Raw genomic sequence first — 17,294 nt, 5'->3', positions numbered from 1 at the left:
GCCATGAGCAGCGAAACGAGCCCCGCCATCGAGCTGCGGGGGGCGAGCAAGGCGTTCAGGACCCCGTCCGGCGCCCTGCACACCGCCGTGAGAGACCTGGACCTGACCGTGGAACGCGGTGAGTTCGTCGCGGTCGTCGGACCGACCGGCTGCGGCAAATCGACGACGCTGACCCTGGTCAGCGGCCTGGAGGAGCCCACGGAAGGCGAGGTGCTGGTCTCGGGAGAGGCCGTGAACGGCATCAACCCCGGCGTCGGCTTCGTCTTCCAGCAGGACGCCGTCTTCCCCTGGCGGACCGTGCTGTCCAACGTCATGGCCGGACCGCGCTTCCGCGGTGTCGGCAAGTCCGAGGCCAAGGAGCGGGCCCGCGACTGGCTGGCCCGCGTGGGCCTGACCGCCTTCGAGGACCGCTATCCGCACCAGCTCTCCGGCGGCCAGCGCAAGCGCGTCGCGCTCGCCGCGACCTTCGTCAACGACCCCGACATCCTGCTGATGGACGAGCCGTTCTCCGCGCTCGACGTGCAGACCAGGGCCCTGATGTCCGACGAACTCCTGGAGCTGTGGTCCGGTACCGGGTCCTCGGTGGTGTTCGTCACCCACGACCTGGAGGAGTCCATCGCACTGGCCGACAAGGTCGTCGTGATGACCGCGGGGCCCGCCACCGTCAAGGAGGTCTTCACGATCGACCTGCCGCGGCCCCGCAAGGTCGAGGAGGTCAGGCTCCAGCCGCGCTTCGTGGAGATCTACCGCGAGATCTGGTCGTCGCTGGGCGAAGAGGTCCGCATCACCCGCGAGAGGAGCGTCGGACATGCCGTCTGAGTCCGCAGCCCCGGCCGCCCCCCGGACCGGGGCCACCCCCGAGGACGCCGTCCCGGCCGGGCCCGGCACCGGCACCCAGCGCACCGAGGCCCGCGCCCGCGCCGTCCGCAACCGCACCCTCCTGGTGTACGCCAGCCGCCTCGCCGTCCTCGTCCTCGTGCTCGGCCTGTGGGAGTGGTCGGCCCGCACCGGGGTCATCGACCCGTTCAACTTCTCCATGCCGTCCAAGATCTGGGACCAGATCCGGCAGTGGACGATGCACGGCACACCGCAGGGCCCCCTGGGCGAGCAGATCTGGTACACGCTCTACGAGGCGCTGTACGGCTGGGTCATCGGCGTCGCCGGCGGTGTGGTGCTGGGCATCGCGCTCGGCCGGATCCCCTTCCTCTCGGACGTCTTCGGCCCGTACGTGAAGGTGCTCAACGCGATGCCGCGCATCGTGCTGGCGCCGATCTTCCTCATCTGGTTCGGCCTCGGCCCGGCCTCCAAGGTGGCCTCCGCCGTCGTCCTGGTCTTCTTCCCGGTGTTCTTCAACGCCTTCCAGGGCGCCCGCGAGGTCGACCGCAATCTGGTCGCCAACGCCCGCGTCCTCGGCGCGAGCAACCGCCGCGTCACCCTCCAGGTGGTGATCCCTGCCGCCACGTCGTGGATCTTCACCAGCCTGCACGTCAGCTTCGGCTTCGCCCTGATCGGCGCGATCGTCGGCGAGTACATCGGCGCGACCAAGGGCATCGGCCTGCTGGTCTCCGCCTCGCAGGGCACCTTCAACGCCGCCGGTGTCTACGCGGCCATGGTGATCCTCGCCGTCGTCGCCCTCATCGCCGAGGGCCTGCTGACCTACCTGGAGAAGCGGCTCTTCCGCTGGAAGCCCGCCCAGCCCGGCGCCGAACGCTGAGCCGCGGTCGCCCTCCCCGAAATCCCGCGCCCCCGCGCGCGCCCACCCTCCGCTCTCACAAGGACGTGACCATGCGCCAGTACGCCAAGCTCCCGGCATTCGCCCTCGCCGGAGCCCTCGCCCTCACCACACTCACCGCCTGTGCCAACGACGCCGCGTCCGGCTCCGGCTCCGGCTCGGATTCCACCGGGGACGCGGGCTCCACGGCCCCGGCGGCCAAGAACGCCGAGAAGGTCAAGATCATGGTCGGCGGCCTGGACAAGGTCATCTACATGCCCGCCATGCTCACCCAGAGACTCGGCTTCTTCCAGGCCGAGGGCCTCGACGTGACGCTGCTGAGCGAACCGGCCGGTGTGCAGGCCACCACGGCGCTGGTCTCCGGTGACGTGCAGGGCGCCGTCGGCTTCTACGACCACACCCTCGACCTCCAGACCAAGAACAAGATGATCGAGTCCGTCGTGCAGTTCGCACAGGCCCCCGGTGAGGTCGAGGTGGTCTCCACCAAGGCCGCGGGCGACATCACCTCCGCCAAGGACTTCAAGGGCAAGAAGCTCGGTGTGACCGGCCTCGGCTCGTCCACCGACTTCCTCACCAAGTACCTCGCGGTGCACAACGGCCTCAAGGTCAGCGACTTCACGCCCGTCACCGTCGGCGCTGGCCAGACCTTCATCGCCGCCCTCCAACAGGGCTCCATCCAGGCCGGTATGACCACCGACCCGACCGTCGCGCAGATCCTCGACAAGGGCATCGGCAAGGTGCTGTACGACATGCGCACGCCCGAGGGCTCGCGGGAGGCGCTCGGCGGCCTCTACCCGTCCTCCAGCCTCTACATGAACACCGACTGGGTGAACGGCCACAAGGAGACCGTGCAGAAGCTGGCCAACGCCTTCGTGAAGACCCTCAAGTGGATGTCCACGCACACCCCCGAGGAGATCGCCGCGAAGATGCCCTCCGACTACGCGCAGGGCGGCGCCAAGCTGTACGCCGACTCCATCAAGGCCACGCTGCCGATGTTCACCACCGACGGCGTGATGCCCCCCGACGGCCCGGCCACCGTGGAGGCGGTCCTGAAGTCCTTCAACCCGAACCTCAAGGGCAAGAAGGTCGACCTGGAGAAGACCTACACCACGGAGTTCGTCAAGAACGTCAAGTAGCGCCCGGTCATCTGGCGCCCGCTCACATAACGCCTGCTCATGTAGCGCCTGCTCACGCAGCGCCTCGCCATGAGCGCCCGGCGAAGAGCCCTACGACGCGCGGCCCCCGGCCACCCGCTCGATCCCCGTGACCTCCATCCGGGCGGGTGTGCCGAGGGCCGCGCCGCAGCTCTCGGGGCGCGGCGGCAGCGACGCGACCTGTGCCACCGCCACCTCCCAGACCCGCCCGTCGACGTGCGCCACCCGCACCGCCCAGGCGCCGTCGCCGTCGCCCGAAGGCACCGGGGCCGTACGCTCCACGGCTTCCACGACCACGGCCGCCGTACGGTCCTCACCGGTCAGCTCCCGTACGGCCAGATCCGCCGCCTGCCCGGGACGGTCCCACGCCGAGCGGCCCCGGCAGCCGTCCAGCACCATTCGCCCGGAGCGCGCCGCCTCCAGTACGTCCTTCGCGTGGTGCGCGTCCACCCGGCCGTACGTGTAGCCGTAGGGCAGCACGAGCATGGTCGGCGCGAAACGGTGTCCGCCGAGGTGGGTGACCTCCCAGACCTCGCTGCCGCCCGAGGCGGTCAGCTCCGCGGCGAGCGGCCGGCCGCGCACCGCGCAGCAGCGGTCCCGCTTGCCGTTGGTGCACACCAGGGCGAGGGGCGCGCCGTCGTACGCGTCGCCGAATCCGTTGTGCGCGCCCGCGCCCAGCGCGGTGAAGTCCAGCGCGGTCAGCTCCGCCGGGTCGGCGACCTCGGCGGTACGGACCCAGGAGGCGCCCGGCGCGGTGTGCGCGAGGTAGACCCGGTGCCGACGCGGAAGGTGCAGGTCGGCGTGCCTGCCGGGGCGGCGGATCAGGGCGACGCGGGTGCCGGTGCCGTCGGCGAGCCGTTCCAGTTGGCGGCCGGTCGCCGGGTCCAGCCGGCTCGCCCCCAGCGCCTTCGCCCCCCACGGGCCCGGCTGCTCGATCAGCAGCCACGTCCGTGCGGTGGCCGCGGTGGCGGCCACCGGTTCGGCGAGGGACGCCGAGGCGCTGGTGCAGGTGCTCACCCGGCTGAGCCTATTGCCTCCCGGCGGCCCCTGATTCCCGGGGCGCGGCGGCCCCCGCCACCGCGCCCGTATCCAGCGACCTGTACGACAGCCTGTACGACCGGCCGTACGACACCCTGTACGACAAGTCGCACGCGCCCGTACGACCGGCCCGCGTACGGCCCGGCGCTACACCGGTCCCGCCACCACCGCGACCGGCTTGACCAGCGGCACACCCGAGCCGTCGCGGCGCGGGTCCTTCGGCGGCAGCTCGGCGGGCGTGCCGGTGGGCGTGGCGGCGCGGGCGGGCGCGGGACCCGCCCAGGCCAGCGCGAGACCGACCTCACCGCGCAGGAACCGCTGGCAGCGCACACCGCCGGTGGCGCGCCCCTTGCGCGGATACTGCTCGAACGGCGTCAGCTTCGCGGTGCCCTCGGTCGTGTCGTCCAGCGTGCCCTCGGCCCGCGCGACGGTGAACACCACCGCGTCCACGGCGGGATCGACGGCGGTGAAGGAGATCACCTTGGCGCCGTCGGCGAGCTTGACGCCCGCCATGCCGCCCGCGGGCCGCCCCTGCGGGCGTACCTGCGCGGCCGGGTAGCGCAGCAGTTGCGCGTCGTCGGTGATGAAGACCAGGTCCTCCTCACCGGTGCGCAGCTCCATCGCGCCGACCACCCGGTCACCGTCCTTGAGGCCGATGACCTCCAAGTCGTCCTTGTTCGACGGGTAGTCGGGCACGACGCGCTTGACGACGCCCTGTTCGGTGCCGAGCGCGAGGCCGGGCGAGGACTCGTCGAGCGTGGTCAGGCACAGCACCCGCTCGCCGTCCTCCAGGGTGAGGAACTCCGACAGCGCGGCGCCGCCCGCCAGCGACGGCGCCCCGGCCGTGTCCGGCAGCATCGGCAGGTCGATCACGGTCAGCCGCAGCAGCCGCCCGGCGGACGTCACCGCGCCGATGTCGGCGCGCGCCGTGGTCGGCACCGCCGAGACGATCACATCGTGCTTGGCGCGCTTGGCACCGCCGTCGCTGAAGTCCTCGCCGTTGGTCGTACGGGCCAGCAGCCCGGTCGAGGAGAGCAGCACGCGGCACGGGTCGTCGGCCACTTCGAGCGGCACCGAGGACAGCGGCGCGCCCGCCGACTCCAGCAGGACCGTACGGCGCTCGGTGCCGTACTGCTTGGCGACCGCGGCCAGTTCGGCCGAGACCAGCTTGCGCAGCTCCGCGTCCGAGTCGAGGATCCGGGTCAGCTCGGCGATCTCCGCGTTCAGCCGGTCGCGCTCGGACTCCAGCTCGATCCGGTCGAAGCGGGTGAGGCGGCGCAGCGGGGTGTCCAGGATGTACTGCGTCTGGATCTCGGAGAGCCCGAAGCGCTCCATCAGGCTTTCCTTGGCCGCCGACGAGTTGTCGCTGGCCCGGATGATCGCGATGACCTCGTCGATGTCGATGAGGGCCACCAGCAGACCGTCCACCAGGTGCAGCCGGTCGCGGCGCTTGGTGCGGCGGAATTCGCTGCGGCGGCGGACGACCTCGAAGCGGTGGTCGACGTACACCTGGAGCAGTTCGCGCAGGCCCAGGGTGAGCGGCTGCCCGTCCACCAGGCACACGTTGTTGATGCCGAAGGAGTCCTCCATCGGCGTCAGCTTGTAGAGCTGCTCCAGGACGGCCTCGGGGTTGAAGCCGTTCTTGATCTCGATGACCAGCCGCAGGCCGTGCTCGCGGTCGGTGAGGTCCTTGACGTCCGCGATGCCCTGGAGCTTCTTCGCGTTGACCATGTCCTTGATCTTCGCGATCACCTTCTCCGGGCCGACCGTGAAGGGCAGTTCGGTGACGACCAGGCCCTTGCGGCGCGGCGTCACGTCGTCCACCGCGACCGTCGCGCGGATCTTGAAGGTGCCCCGGCCCGACTCGTACGCGTCCCGGATGCCCGTCAGTCCGATGATCCGGCCGCCGGTCGGCAGGTCGGGGCCGGGCACGAAGCGCATCAGTGTGTCGAGGTCGGCGTTCGGGTGCCTGATGAGGTGGCGCGCGGCGGCGATGACCTCGCCCAGATTGTGCGGCGGCATGTTGGTGGCCATGCCGACGGCGATCCCGGAGGCGCCGTTGACCAGCAGGTTGGGGTACGCGGACGGCAGGACCGCGGGCTCCTGCTCCTGGCCGTCGTAGTTGGGGGCGAAGTCGACGGTGTCCTCGTCGATCGACTCCACCATGAGCTGGGCCGGGCCGGACATCCGGGCCTCGGTGTAACGCATCGCCGCGGGCAGGTCGTCCAGCGAGCCGAAGTTGCCGTGTCCGTCGACCAGCGGGAGCCGCTGCGAGAACGGCTGGGCCATCCGCACCATGGCGTCGTAGATCGACGCGTCCCCGTGCGGGTGAAGCTTGCCCATCACCTCGCCGACCACGCGGGCACACTTGACGAAGCCGCGGTCGGGCCGCAGCCCCATCTCGTTCATCTGGTAGACGATGCGGCGGTGTACCGGCTTCATCCCGTCACGGGCGTCGGGAAGCGCCCGCGAGTAGATCACCGAGTAGGCGTACTCGAGGTAGGAGGCCTGCATCTCGTCCACGACGTCGATGTCGAGGATGCGCTCCTCGAAATCGTCGGGCGGCGGGGTCTTCGCGGTGCGGCGGGCCATCTCGGCGGCTGCTCCTTCATCTGGACGGGCGGACAGGCGATCGGTCGGGCGGTCGGGCGGTGGCCGGTCGGACGATCGGACGGGCGATCAGCCGAACGGTCGGACGAACGGTCGGACGATCGGACGAGCGATCAGTCGAGCGGTCGGACGGGCACAAGGCTCGGGTGGGACGCCGACCATTGTGGACCGCACTACCGACATCGCGGACCACCACCCGGTACGAGCGTGCCGTGGACGGCACGTTCACCCACGACGCGGCGGGCACGTTCACCCACGGCGTGACCGGGAACTTCGCGGACGGTCGGCTCCCTTGCCTAGAGTGGCAGCACTCTACGCAGTCACGCAGCAGCGACCGGAAGGACAGCTTGCCCATGGGTCACACGGCCACGCCGGAGGCACACTCCAGCGGCCTGACAGCCACCGAGCACCGCCTGGCGAACGGCCTGCGGGTGGTGCTCTCCGAGGACCACCTCACTCCGGTCGCGGCCGTCTGCCTCTGGTACGACGTCGGTTCCCGCCACGAGGTCAAGGGCCGTACCGGCCTCGCCCACCTCTTCGAGCACCTGATGTTCCAGGGCTCCGCCAGCGTCAAGGGCAACGGGCACTTCGAACTGGTGCAGGGCGCGGGCGGCTCGCTGAACGGCACCACCAGCTTCGAGCGCACCAATTACTTCGAGACCATGCCCGCCCACCAGGTCGAACTGGCCCTGTGGCTGGAGGCCGACCGGATGGGCAGCCTGCTCACCGCGCTCGACCTGGAGAGCCTGGACAACCAGCGCGACGTGGTGAAGAACGAGCGCCGCCAGCGGTACGACAACGTCCCCTACGGCACGGCCTTCGAGCGGCTGACCGCGCTGGCCTACCCCGAGGGGCACCCGTACCACCACACGCCGATCGGCTCGATGGCCGACCTGGACGCGGCGTCGCTGGAGGACGCGCAGGCGTTCTTCCGTACGTACTACGCGCCCGGCAACGCGGTGCTGGCCGTGGTCGGCGACATCGACCCCGAGCAGACGCTGGCGTGGGTCGAGAAGTACTTCGGCAGTATCCCCGCCCACGACGGCAAGCCCGCACCGCGTGACGGCTCGCTGCCCGAGGTGATGGGCGGCCAGCTCCGCGAGGTGATCGAGGAGGACGTGCCCTCGCGCGCGCTGATGGCGGCCTACCGGCTGCCGGAGGACGGCACCGCCGACGGCGACGCGGCCGACCTGGCGCTGACCATGCTCGGCGGCGGCGAGTCGTCCCGGCTGCACAACCGGCTGGTACGGCGCGACCGCAGCGCCGTCGCCGCGGGTTTCGGCCTGCTGCGCCTCGCGGGCGCGCCGTCGCTCGGCTGGCTGGACATCAAGGCGTCCAGCGGGGTCGAACTGAGCACCATCGAGGCCGCGGTGGACGAGGAGCTGGCCCGCTTCGCCCAGGAGGGCCCCAGCCCCGAGGAGATGGAGCGCGCCCAGGCGCAGATCGAGCGCGAGTGGCTCGACCGGCTCGCCACCGTGGGCGGCCGGGCCGACGAACTGTGCCGTTACGCCGTGCTGTTCGGCGACCCGCAGCTCGCCCTCACCGCCGTCCAGCGGGTGCTGGCCGTCACCCCCGAGCAGGTACGGGCCGTGGCCGCCGCGCGGCTGCGCCCCGACAACCGCGCGGTCCTCGTCTACGAGCCCACCGGCGGCGACGCGGCGGAGGACGCCACCGACGAAGCGACCGACGACGCCACTGACGAAGCGACCGACGAAGCCACCGAGCAGGAGGGCGAGCTGTGAGCGAGACCGCGGCCGTCATGACGTTCCACCCGCAGCCGCAGGCCGGGGAGCCCCGGCCGTGGGCGTTCCCCGCCCCCGACCGCGGCACCCTGGGCAACGGTCTGACGGTGCTGACCAGCCACCGCCCGGGACAGCAGGTCGTCGCCGTCGAGGTGCTGCTCGACGCGCCGCTGGACGCCGAGCCCGAGGGTCTGGACGGCGTCGGCACCATCATGGCCAGGGCGCTGTCGGAGGGCACGGAGCAGCACACCGCCGAGGAGTTCGCGGCCGAGCTGGAGCGCTGCGGCGCCACGCTGGACGCGCACGCCGACCACCCCGGTGTGCGGGTCTCCCTCGAAGTGCCCGCCTCCCGGCTCGACAAGGCGCTCGCCCTGCTCGCGGAGGCGCTGCTGACCCCGGCCTTCCCCGAGGACGAGATCAAGCGGCTGGTCGCCAACCGGCTCGACGAGATCCCGCACGAGCTGGCCAACCCCGCCCGCAGGGCCGCGATGGCGCTGTCCAAGGAGCTGTTCGCACCGGAGCTGCGCTGCTCCCGGCCGCGCCAGGGCACCGAGGAGACCGTCCGCAGGATCGACGCGGCGGCCGTACGCGCCTTCTACCGGGCCCATGTCCGCCCGTCCACCGCCACCGCCGTGGTGGTCGGCGACCTCACCGGCATCGACCTGCCGCGGCTGCTCGACGACACGCTGGGCGGCTGGAGCGGCTCGGCCGCCAAGCCCCGCCCGCGCCCGGCGATCACCTCGGACGACACCGCGCGCGTGGTCATCGTGGACCGGCCGGGCGCGGTGCAGACCCAGCTCCTCATCGGCCGTACCGGCGCCGACCGGCACGACCCGGTGTGGGCGGCCCGCGTGATCGGCACCTACTGCCTGGGCGGCACCCTGACCTCCCGCCTGGACCGCGTGCTGCGCGAGGAGAAGGGCTACACCTACGGCGTACGCGCCTTCGGACAGGTGCTGCTCGGCTCCGCCGACGGTACGGGCGCCGCGCTGCTGGGCATCAGCGGCTCGGTGGCCACCGAGGTCACCGGGCCCGCGCTCGCCGACACCTGGCAGGTCATCAGGACGCTCGGCGAGGGCGGCCTGACCGACGAGGAGCGGGACGTCGCCGTACAGAATCTGGTCGGTGTGGCGCCGCTGCGCTACGAGACATCGGCGGCCGTCGCGGCCACGCTGACCGACCAGGTCGAGCAGCAGCTCCCGGACGACTACCAGGCCGAGCTCTACGCGCGGCTGGCGGCCACGGGCACGGTGGAGGCGACCGCCGCGGTCGTCAACGCCTTCCCGCTCGACCGGCTCGTGGTGGTCCTGGTCGGGGACGCGTCCGTCATCGCCGGGCCGGTGGGCGAGTTGGGCATCGGACCGGTGAACATCATCACGTAGTACCGGACGGTCGGACCCGCGTCACGCGGGTCACGCACCACCCGGCGCGAGCGGTCGGCACCGCTCGCGCCACCCGTCCCCGGAACCCCGGCAGCCCCCTGCGGCGCCGGGGTTCCGGGCGTTTTCGACCGCCGCGCGGGCGTTTTGGAGCGCCGCGCGGGCGTTTTCGAGCGCCGTGCGGGATTTGGGGAGGGCTTGCGGGGGAGTGTCAGCGAAGTGTGGCGTACGCAACAAATCAGCTGATCTGTTTGGCGGATGGGCGAAACCGCGGTTAGCGTCTTCGCTCGTTGCCCGTCAGCAGCAGCCGCGTCCGGCGGCACGCGGGCACACATCGCCGAGTCCCCGTCAGGGGAGCCGGGGACCCAGCCCTCTCGCGAGGGAGCAGTCCCTGGGGTGAATCGGGACCGAGCGCCGAGCGGCGGCCGGACCCGTAGGAGACCTTCCTGCTCCGAACCCGTCAGCTAACCCGGTAGGCGAGAAGGAAGGAAAGGAGCGACGCCTCTTCATGGCGTTCACTGTTCTGCCCGCGCCCAGCGGGAAGCACCGCCGTCCCCGTCGCGGCGCCGCACGCACCGTCCGCGGTGGCGGCACGCTCGCCGGAGTCGCGGTGCTCACCGCGACCGGAGCGTTCGGGGCCACCTCGATGACCGCCACGGCCCACGCCGAGAGCGCGCACGACGCCGTCGCGAACACCGTCTTCGCCCGTACCGCCGATGTGACCGGCTCGCTCGCCGACTCCCTGGCCGCGCAGGCGGAGGCCCAGCGCAAGGCCGCCGAGGCCGCGAAGGCCAAGGCGGAGGCCGACCGCAAGCAGGCCGAGGCCGCCGCCCGCGCCAAGGCGGCCAAGGCCAAGGCCGACGCGGCAGCCGCGAAGGCCACGGCGGAGGCCGCGGCCAAGGTCCGGGCCGCCCGCGAGGCCAAGGCCCGCGCCGACCGCGCCGCCGCCGAGCGCAAGCGTCTCGGCTCCTTCGTCCTGCCGGTCGACAGCTCCTACGTCTCCACCGCCTACCACTCCTCCAGCGGCCTGTGGTCCTCCGGCTACCACACCGGCATCGACTTCCACGCGGCCAGCGGCACCACCGTGCACGCGGTCGGCTCCGGCACCGTGGTCGAGGCCGGCTGGGGCGGCTCGTACGGCAACAACATCGTGATCCTGATGTCCGACGGGATGTACACCCAGTACGGCCACCTGTCCTCGATCCAGGTCTCGGTCGGCCAGAGCGTCACGCCCGGCCAGCAGATCGCCCTGTCCGGCGCGACCGGCAACGTCACCGGGCCGCACCTGCACTTCGAGGCCCGTACCGGACCCGACTACGGCTCCGACGTCGACCCCATCGCCTACCTGCGCAAGCACGGCGTCTCGGTCTGACCCCAGGACCCCGCAGGGGTCCCGCCACCGACCCCTGGAACCACCGCACCACCCCCCTCAGCACGAAGGCCCCGGCTCCCCCCGCCGGGGCCTTCGTCCGTCTCGTGCCCGTCCCGCATCGGTCCCGCACCGGTCCCGCATCGGTCCCGCGCGCCAAAAGAAGTCCCATATTCGGGACTGTGATCGGAATCCCTGGTGTGCTGGAATAGGGTTACCGCAGAATGTGCGGAAAGAATGGGGTCCTGCGATGCGGAATCGGATGTGAACGGGACGGACGGCACGGGGCGGCGTATCTCCGCCCAGGTGGTGTGTACGGCCATCCGCGACGACATTGTCAGCGGTTTCTTCCCGCCGGGCGGCCGGCTGACGGAGGAACTGCTCGCGCAGCGGTACGGGGTGTCGCGTGTGCCGGTCCGCGAGGCGCTGCGCACCTTGGAGTCCGAGGGCTTCGTCCGCACCCGCAGGCACGCCGGCGCTTCGGTGGCCGAGCCCACCGAGCAGGAGGCGGCCGACCTTCTGGAACTGCGCGGCCTGTTGGAGCCGCTGGGCGCCGCGCGCGCCGCCCAGCGCCGTACCGACGCGCATCTGAAGGTGCTGCGCGGGCTCGTACGCCTAGGTCAGGAGCGCGCGGTCCAGGGCCAGTTGTCCGACCTGCCGTCGCTCGGCGGCTGGTTCCACGAGACGCTGGCGCAGGCGTCGGGCAGTCCCACGCTGGCCGCGCTGCTCACGCAGCTGCGCCACAAGATCGCCTGGGTGTACGGCGACGACGTGCCCACCCGCGCGGTGGAGTCGTGGGAGGAGCACGCGGCGCTCGTGGACGCGGTGGCGCGCGGTGACGCCGAGCGGGCCCGCAAACTGGCCGCGGGGCACGTGGAGCGGAGCGCCGCGGTGAGGATTCTGAAACATCCCGTAAACGCGGTGCGCCGCCGCCATTAACAATCGCACCGTATACAAGTGCGTAGAATTGCGGCACCCGTAAATGCAATAAAGCGGGGCCGGTGCAATCCGGGTGGATTGTCCGGCCCCGCTGAATTTCGCTGTCCGGTGGCGGGACAAAGATCCCCGGACGTGTTCCGGCCACGCGAAGGGCGCTTCGCGCGGCAGGGCGCACCGCCCGAAGGCCCGGTCGCGCGAAAGCGCGGCCGGGGAGGGCGGGCGCGCCCCGCCGCGTCTCAGACGGTCTCGGGAAGCTCTTCCAGGCCCTCGGCGACGAGCTTCGCCAGCCGGTCGAGCGCGGCGTCGGCGCCGTCGGCCTCCGAGGCGAGCACGATCTCCTCGCCGCCCTGCGCGCCGAGGCTCAGCACCGCCAGCATGGACGCGGCGTTCACCGGGCCGCCGTCGGCCTTCGCGATCGTCACGGGGACGCCCGCGGCCATGGCCGCGCGGACGAAGATGGACGCGGGACGGGCGTGCAGGCCCTCCGCCCAGCCGACGTTGACACGGCGCTCAACCATGGTGCTGCCCTTCGGGTCGTTCCAGTTGTCTAGACCAGTTTCGCACGGCCGGAGCGCTGCTCCGGCACGTCGGCACGATCGCGGCCCCCACCAGACTGCCCCCTGCGCGTCGGCTCCGCGAGTGTGACGCGCCCGCCGGGCCACCCGCTTACGCTGGGGCCATGAGCGAGCAGACGGCGCATCCGTACCCCGTCCACTGGGAGGCGGACGTCGTACTGCGGGACGGCGGGATCGCCCACATCCGGCCGATCGGGCCCGACGACGCGGGACGGCTCGTCGACTTCTACGAGCAGGTCTCCGACGAGTCGAAGTACTACCGCTTCTTCGCGCCCTACCCCCGGCTGTCCGACCGGGACGTGCACCGCTTCACGCACCACGACTACAACGACCGCGTCGGCCTGGCCGCCACCGTCGGCGGCGACTTCATCGCCACCGTCCGCTACGACCGCACCGACGACGCGGGCCGGGCCGTCTCCGCCGACAAGGGCACCACCGGCACCCGCGCCGAGGTCGCCTTCCTCGTCCAGGACGCGCACCAGGGCCGCGGCGTCGCCTCCGCGCTGCTCGAACACATCGCCGCCGTCGCCCGCGAGCGCGGCATCCTGCACTTCACCGCCGAAGTCCTGCCCACCAACCGCAAGATGGTCAAGGTCTTCACCGACGCGGGCTTCACCCAGCAGCGCAGCTTCACCGACGGCGTCGTCCACCTCGAACTCGACCTGGAACCCACCGAGCAGTCCGTCCAGGTCATGCGGGCCCGCGAACACCGCGCCGAGGCCCGCTCCGTCCAGCGGCTGCTGCGCCCCGGCTCGGTCGCCGTCGTCGGCACCGGCCGCAGGCCGGGCGGCGTCGGCCGTACGCTGCTGCGCAACATCGTCGCGGGCGGCTTCACCGGCCACGTCTACGCCGTCAACCGCTCCTTCCCCGACGGCGGAACCGACATCGACGGCGTGCCCGGCCACCGCTCCGTCCTCGGCATCGGCGCGCCCGTCGACCTCGCCGTGATCGCCGTGCCCGCCGACCGGGTCCCCGAGGCCGTCGCCGACTGCGGCGCCGCGGGCGTCCAGGGCCTGGTGGTGGTCGCCGCCGGATACTCCGAGACCGGCGAGGAGGGCAGGGCGCGCCAGCGCGAGCTGGTCCGGCAGGCCAGGAGCCACGGCATGCGGGTGATCGGCCCGAACGCCTTCGGCGTCCTCAACACCGCCGCCGGGGTCCGGCTCAACGCCTCCCTGTCGCCCGAGATGCCGCGCAGCGGACGCCTCGGCCTGTTCACCCAGTCCGGCTCGATCGGCATCGCCCTGCTCTCCGGACTGCACCGCCGCGGCGCGGGCCCCTCCTCCTTCGTCTCCGCGGGCAACCGCGCCGACGTCTCGGGCAACGACCTCCTCCAGTACTGGCAGGACGACCCCGATACCGACGCCGTCCTGATGTACCTCGAATCCTTCGGCAACCCGCGGAAGTTCACCCGGCTCGCCCGCCGCACCGCCGCCGCCAAACCGGTGGTCGTCGTCAAGGGCGCCCTGCACTCCGGCTCCGTCCCGGCAGGACACGCCGTGCCCGCCACCCGCATCCCCGACTCCACCGTCTCCGCGCTCTTCCGGCAGGCCGGGGTGATCCGCGTGGACACCGTCACCGAACTGCTGGACGCCGGACTCTTCCTGGCCCTCCAGCCGCTGCCCGCGGGCGACCGGATCGCCGTCCTCGGCAACTCCGAATCGCTCGGCCTGCTCACCTACGACGCCGCGCTCACCGCGGGACTGCGGCCCGCCGCGCCCCTCGACCTCACCACCGCGGCCACCCCCGACGACTTCGCCGCCGCCCTCGGCGCCGCGCTCGCCGACCCCGGCAGCGACGCCGTCGTCGTCACCGCGATCCCGCGCGTCGGCTCCGAGGACGCCCCCGACCCCGAGTCCGGCGACGACCCGGCGCTCGCCGAGGCGCTGCGCCGTACGACCGCCGCCGCGGGCGGCGGCAAGCCGGTGGTGGTCGCCCACCTCGCCCTGGAGACCCTGGCCGACCGGCTCGGCGCGCCCGGTGACGAGGCCGCCTCCCGTATCCCCGCCTACTCCGCGCCCGACCGGGCCGTGCGCGCGCTCGCCGAGGCCGCCGCCTACGCGGCCTGGCGCGCCGGATCGGCGGACCCCGGCCGCATCCCGCAGTTCGACGACATCCAGGAGGCCGCGGCGGCCGACGACGTACGCCGCCTGCTGCCGCCCGGCGAGGCGCCCGAGGGCGGGATCGCGCTCGGCGACGCGGACACCGCGACGCTGCTCGGCCGGTACGGCATCCAGGTGCGCGGCGCGCTCCCCGCCCCCGACGCCGACACCGCCGTGGCCGCCGCCGCCCGGCTCGGCTACCCGGTCGCCCTCAAGACCACCGCCCCCCACCTGCGACACCGCGCCGACCTCGGCGGCGTACGCCTGGACCTGGCGGACGAGGGCGACCTGCGGCGCGCCTACGACGAGCTGACCGCGCGGCTGGGCACCCCGCGGGAGCTGCTGCCCGTCGTGCAGGCGATGGCGCCGCGCGGGGTGGACACGGTGGTACGGGCGGGCGTCGACCCCGCCGCGGGCGCCGTGCTGTCCTTCGGCCTGGCGGGCGCGCCCTCGGAGCTGCTCGGCGACACCGCCCACCGGCTCGTCCCCGCCACCGACCGGGACGCGGCCGAACTGGTCCGCTCCATCAAGGCCGCGCCGCTGCTGTTCGGCTGGCGCGGCGCCGAGCCGGTCGACACCGACGCGCTGGAGGAGCTGCTGCTGCGCGTGTCGCTGCTGACCGCCGACCTCCCGGAGGTCGTCGCGGTCGACCTGGAACCGGTGGTGGTCTCCTCGCGCGGCCTGACCGTCCTCGGCGCGTCCGTCCGCCTGGCCAGGCCGCCCGCCCGCACCGATCTCGGGCCGCGGGCGCTGTCCTCGTTCTGACCCGGCGCCCGCTCCCGCGCCCGCCCGCACGCCGGGTCGCGCTCCGAGCACGTCGCGGTCGTACCTGGCCCTTAGGATGGTCGGCATGGCGAAGACCGGTACTACGACTCAGGGCCTGCGCACGGCCATCGAGCGCAGCGGCTACTACCCCACCCTCGTGGCGGAGGCCGTCGAGGCGGCGGTCGGACGCGAGCCGGTCTCCTCCTACCTGGTCCACCAGGAGACCAGCTTCGACGCCAACGAGGTCCGTCGTCATGTGACCGTGCTGGTGCTCACCGACAGCCGCTTCATCGTCAGCCACACCGACGAGCAGGCCGCCGACGACACCTCGCCGACGCCGTACGCCACCACGTCCACCGAATCGGTGAAGATCGGCCGGATCTCCTCGGTCGTGGTCAGCCGGGTGGTCGCGAACCCGGAGTCGTACACGCCCGGCACGCTGCCCCGCGAAGTGGTGCTCACCATCGGCTGGGGCGCGGTCTCGCGGCTCGACCTGGAGCCCGCCGCCTGCGGCGACCCCAACTGCGAGGCCGACCACGGCTACACCGGCTCCTCGACCGCCGACGACCTGTCGCTGCGGGTCAGCGAGGCGGGCGACGGCCCGGACACCGTCCGCCAGACCCTGGCCTTCGCGCAGGCGCTCTCCGAGGCGACAGCGGCCACTGACTGATGGTCCAGCCGCTGCACGGCGGGTACGGTTCCGCGCCGCTCGATCCGCGTACCGCTCCCGTACCCGACTACGGCACCGGCGCGCTCTGTGACGTCATCCCGGCCGCCGTCGCCGGATTCGCCGTCCCCGGCATGCCGGCCACCGGCCTGGAACTGGCGCCCGCCGACCGGGTCTGCGTCTTCCTCGTGGACGGCCTCGGCTGGGAGCTGATCCTCGCCCACCCCGACGAGGCGCCGTACCTCACCTCGTTGCTGCCGACCTCGCGCGGCGGCACCGGCCGTCCGCTGACCGCCGGATTCCCGGCGACGACCGCGACCTCGCTCGGCTCGGTCGGCACCGGGCTGCCGCCGTCCGCGCACGGCCTGGCGGGCTACACCACGCTCAATCCGGCCACCGGCGAGCTGATGAACCAGCTGCGCTGGCAGCCCTGGACCGCGCCGCACGTCTGGCAGCCGCACCCCACCGTCTTCCAGCTCGCCGACGCCGCCGGGATCGCCACCTGCCAGGTCTCCTCGCCGACCTTCGTCAACACCCCGCTGACCAAGGTCGCGCTGTCCGGCGGCACCTTCCACGGGCGCCTCACCGGCGAGGAGCGGATGGACCTGGCCGCCGACCGGCTCGGCGCCGCCGACCGCACGCTGGTCTACACGTACTACAGCGAGCTGGACGGCATGGGGCACCGGCACGGCGTCGACTCCGACGCCTGGCGCGGCCAGCTCATGATGGTCGACCGGCTGGCGCAGCGGCTCGCCGAGCAACTGCCGCCGCGCAGCGCCCTGTACGTCACCGCCGACCACGGCATGATCGACATCCCCTTCGACGAGCGGTCCCGGATCGACTTCGACGAGGACTGGGAACTGCGCGCCGGGGTCGCGGTGCTCGGCGGCGAGGCCCGCGCCCGGCACGTCTACGCGGTGCCCGGCGCCGCCGCCGACGTGCACGCGGTGTGGAGCGAGGTCCTCGGCGAGCAGATGTGGGTGGCGACCAGGGCCGAGGCGATCGAGGCGGGCTGGTTCGGACCGCCGCCCGACGAGCGGGTGTTCGGCCGGATCGGCGACGTCGTGGCCGTCGCCCGCGACGACATCGCGGTCGTCGCCCACCGCACGGAATCGGGGGAGTCGAAGATGGTCGGCCTGCACGGCTCGATGGCCGCCGCCGAGCAGCTCGTACCGCTGCTCGAAGTACGCTCCTGAGGCCCGCCCGCCCCCGCGCTCTCCCGCCC

General features: G+C 72.7%; 13 protein-coding genes and 1 riboswitch. Of the genes, 10 read left to right on the top strand and 3 right to left on the bottom strand.

Annotated features, from left to right (window positions below; all coding sequences use genetic code 11):
* Positions 1-3: 3 nt before the first annotated feature.
* The 3 genes from ACIOC1_RS30745 to ACIOC1_RS30735 all read left to right on the top strand — a co-directional run bounded on the left by ACIOC1_RS30745 (position 4) and on the right by ACIOC1_RS30735 (position 2,868).
* Positions 4-819 (top strand): ABC transporter ATP-binding protein, encoded by an 816-nt coding sequence (locus ACIOC1_RS30745; RefSeq protein ID WP_401857201.1) that lies wholly within the window; start codon positions 4-6, stop codon positions 817-819.
* Positions 809-1,714: an ABC transporter permease gene (locus tag ACIOC1_RS30740; protein WP_401857199.1), complete on the top strand. Its 906-nt coding sequence runs from the start codon at positions 809-811 to the stop codon at positions 1,712-1,714. Before ACIOC1_RS30745 ends, ACIOC1_RS30740 begins: the two co-directional genes overlap by 11 nt.
* A gap of 71 nt (positions 1,715-1,785) precedes the next feature.
* The gene (locus ACIOC1_RS30735; protein WP_355338375.1) at positions 1,786-2,868 is read left to right on the top strand and encodes an ABC transporter substrate-binding protein; all 1,083 of its coding nucleotides are present in this window, start codon (positions 1,786-1,788) and stop codon (positions 2,866-2,868) included.
* A 90-nt stretch (positions 2,869-2,958) separates the two neighbouring features.
* Here the strand turns inward: ACIOC1_RS30735 and ACIOC1_RS30730 are convergent, their stop codons facing one another.
* Both ACIOC1_RS30730 and ACIOC1_RS30725 read right to left on the bottom strand, forming a co-directional pair.
* Positions 2,959-3,903, bottom strand: coding sequence for a sucrase ferredoxin (locus ACIOC1_RS30730; protein WP_401857196.1), 945 nt, complete (start codon positions 3,901-3,903; stop codon positions 2,959-2,961).
* Positions 3,904-4,071: 168 nt separating this feature from the next.
* The gene (locus ACIOC1_RS30725; RefSeq protein WP_355338381.1) at positions 4,072-6,516 is read right to left on the bottom strand and encodes a DNA topoisomerase IV subunit A; all 2,445 of its coding nucleotides are present in this window, start codon (positions 6,514-6,516) and stop codon (positions 4,072-4,074) included.
* A gap of 371 nt (positions 6,517-6,887) precedes the next feature.
* On the opposite strand from ACIOC1_RS30725, the gene ACIOC1_RS30720 reads away from it, so the two are divergent.
* The 4 genes from ACIOC1_RS30720 (at position 6,888) to ACIOC1_RS30705 (ending at position 11,963) form a co-directional block, all read left to right on the top strand.
* On the top strand, positions 6,888-8,276 hold the full coding sequence (locus tag ACIOC1_RS30720; RefSeq protein WP_391048955.1) for an insulinase family protein: 1,389 nt from the start codon (positions 6,888-6,890) through the stop codon (positions 8,274-8,276).
* Positions 8,273-9,658: a pitrilysin family protein gene (locus tag ACIOC1_RS30715; RefSeq protein ID WP_355338387.1), complete on the top strand. Its 1,386-nt coding sequence runs from the start codon at positions 8,273-8,275 to the stop codon at positions 9,656-9,658. Before ACIOC1_RS30720 ends, ACIOC1_RS30715 begins: the two co-directional genes overlap by 4 nt.
* A 322-nt stretch (positions 9,659-9,980) precedes the next feature.
* Positions 9,981-10,148, top strand: a riboswitch (cyclic di-AMP (ydaO/yuaA leader).
* 15 nt (positions 10,149-10,163) lie between these two features.
* Positions 10,164-11,027, top strand: coding sequence for a M23 family metallopeptidase (locus ACIOC1_RS30710; RefSeq protein WP_401857193.1), 864 nt, complete (start codon positions 10,164-10,166; stop codon positions 11,025-11,027).
* Positions 11,028-11,261: 234 nt separating this feature from the next.
* Positions 11,262-11,963 (top strand): GntR family transcriptional regulator, encoded by a 702-nt coding sequence (locus ACIOC1_RS30705; RefSeq protein WP_355338392.1) that lies wholly within the window; start codon positions 11,262-11,264, stop codon positions 11,961-11,963.
* A gap of 236 nt (positions 11,964-12,199) precedes the next feature.
* Here ACIOC1_RS30705 and ACIOC1_RS30700 read toward each other — a convergent pair whose 3' ends face one another.
* Positions 12,200-12,481, bottom strand: coding sequence for an HPr family phosphocarrier protein (locus tag ACIOC1_RS30700; protein WP_355338395.1), 282 nt, complete (start codon positions 12,479-12,481; stop codon positions 12,200-12,202).
* A 161-nt stretch (positions 12,482-12,642) separates the two neighbouring features.
* On the opposite strand from ACIOC1_RS30700, the gene ACIOC1_RS30695 reads away from it, so the two are divergent.
* From ACIOC1_RS30695 to ACIOC1_RS30685, 3 genes are all read left to right on the top strand, one after another.
* Positions 12,643-15,402: a GNAT family N-acetyltransferase gene (locus tag ACIOC1_RS30695; protein WP_391163834.1), complete on the top strand. Its 2,760-nt coding sequence runs from the start codon at positions 12,643-12,645 to the stop codon at positions 15,400-15,402.
* Between the two features lie 76 nt (positions 15,403-15,478).
* Entirely contained in the window at positions 15,479-16,072 is a 594-nt protein-coding gene (locus tag ACIOC1_RS30690; protein ID WP_188286046.1) for a DUF5998 family protein, read from the top strand.
* On the top strand, positions 16,072-17,265 hold the full coding sequence (locus ACIOC1_RS30685; RefSeq protein ID WP_391048945.1) for an alkaline phosphatase family protein: 1,194 nt from the start codon (positions 16,072-16,074) through the stop codon (positions 17,263-17,265). The genes ACIOC1_RS30690 and ACIOC1_RS30685 overlap by 1 nt, the downstream gene beginning before the upstream one ends.
* The last annotated feature ends 29 nt before the right edge of the window (positions 17,266-17,294 follow it).

It is taken from the genome of Streptomyces sp. NPDC088197, from assembly GCF_044741185.1.
In the GTDB taxonomy this organism is placed as follows: domain Bacteria; phylum Actinomycetota; class Actinomycetes; order Streptomycetales; family Streptomycetaceae; genus Actinacidiphila.
Note: the sequence above shows the minus strand (reverse complement) of the source record. Positions and strands in the feature narration are given on the sequence as shown.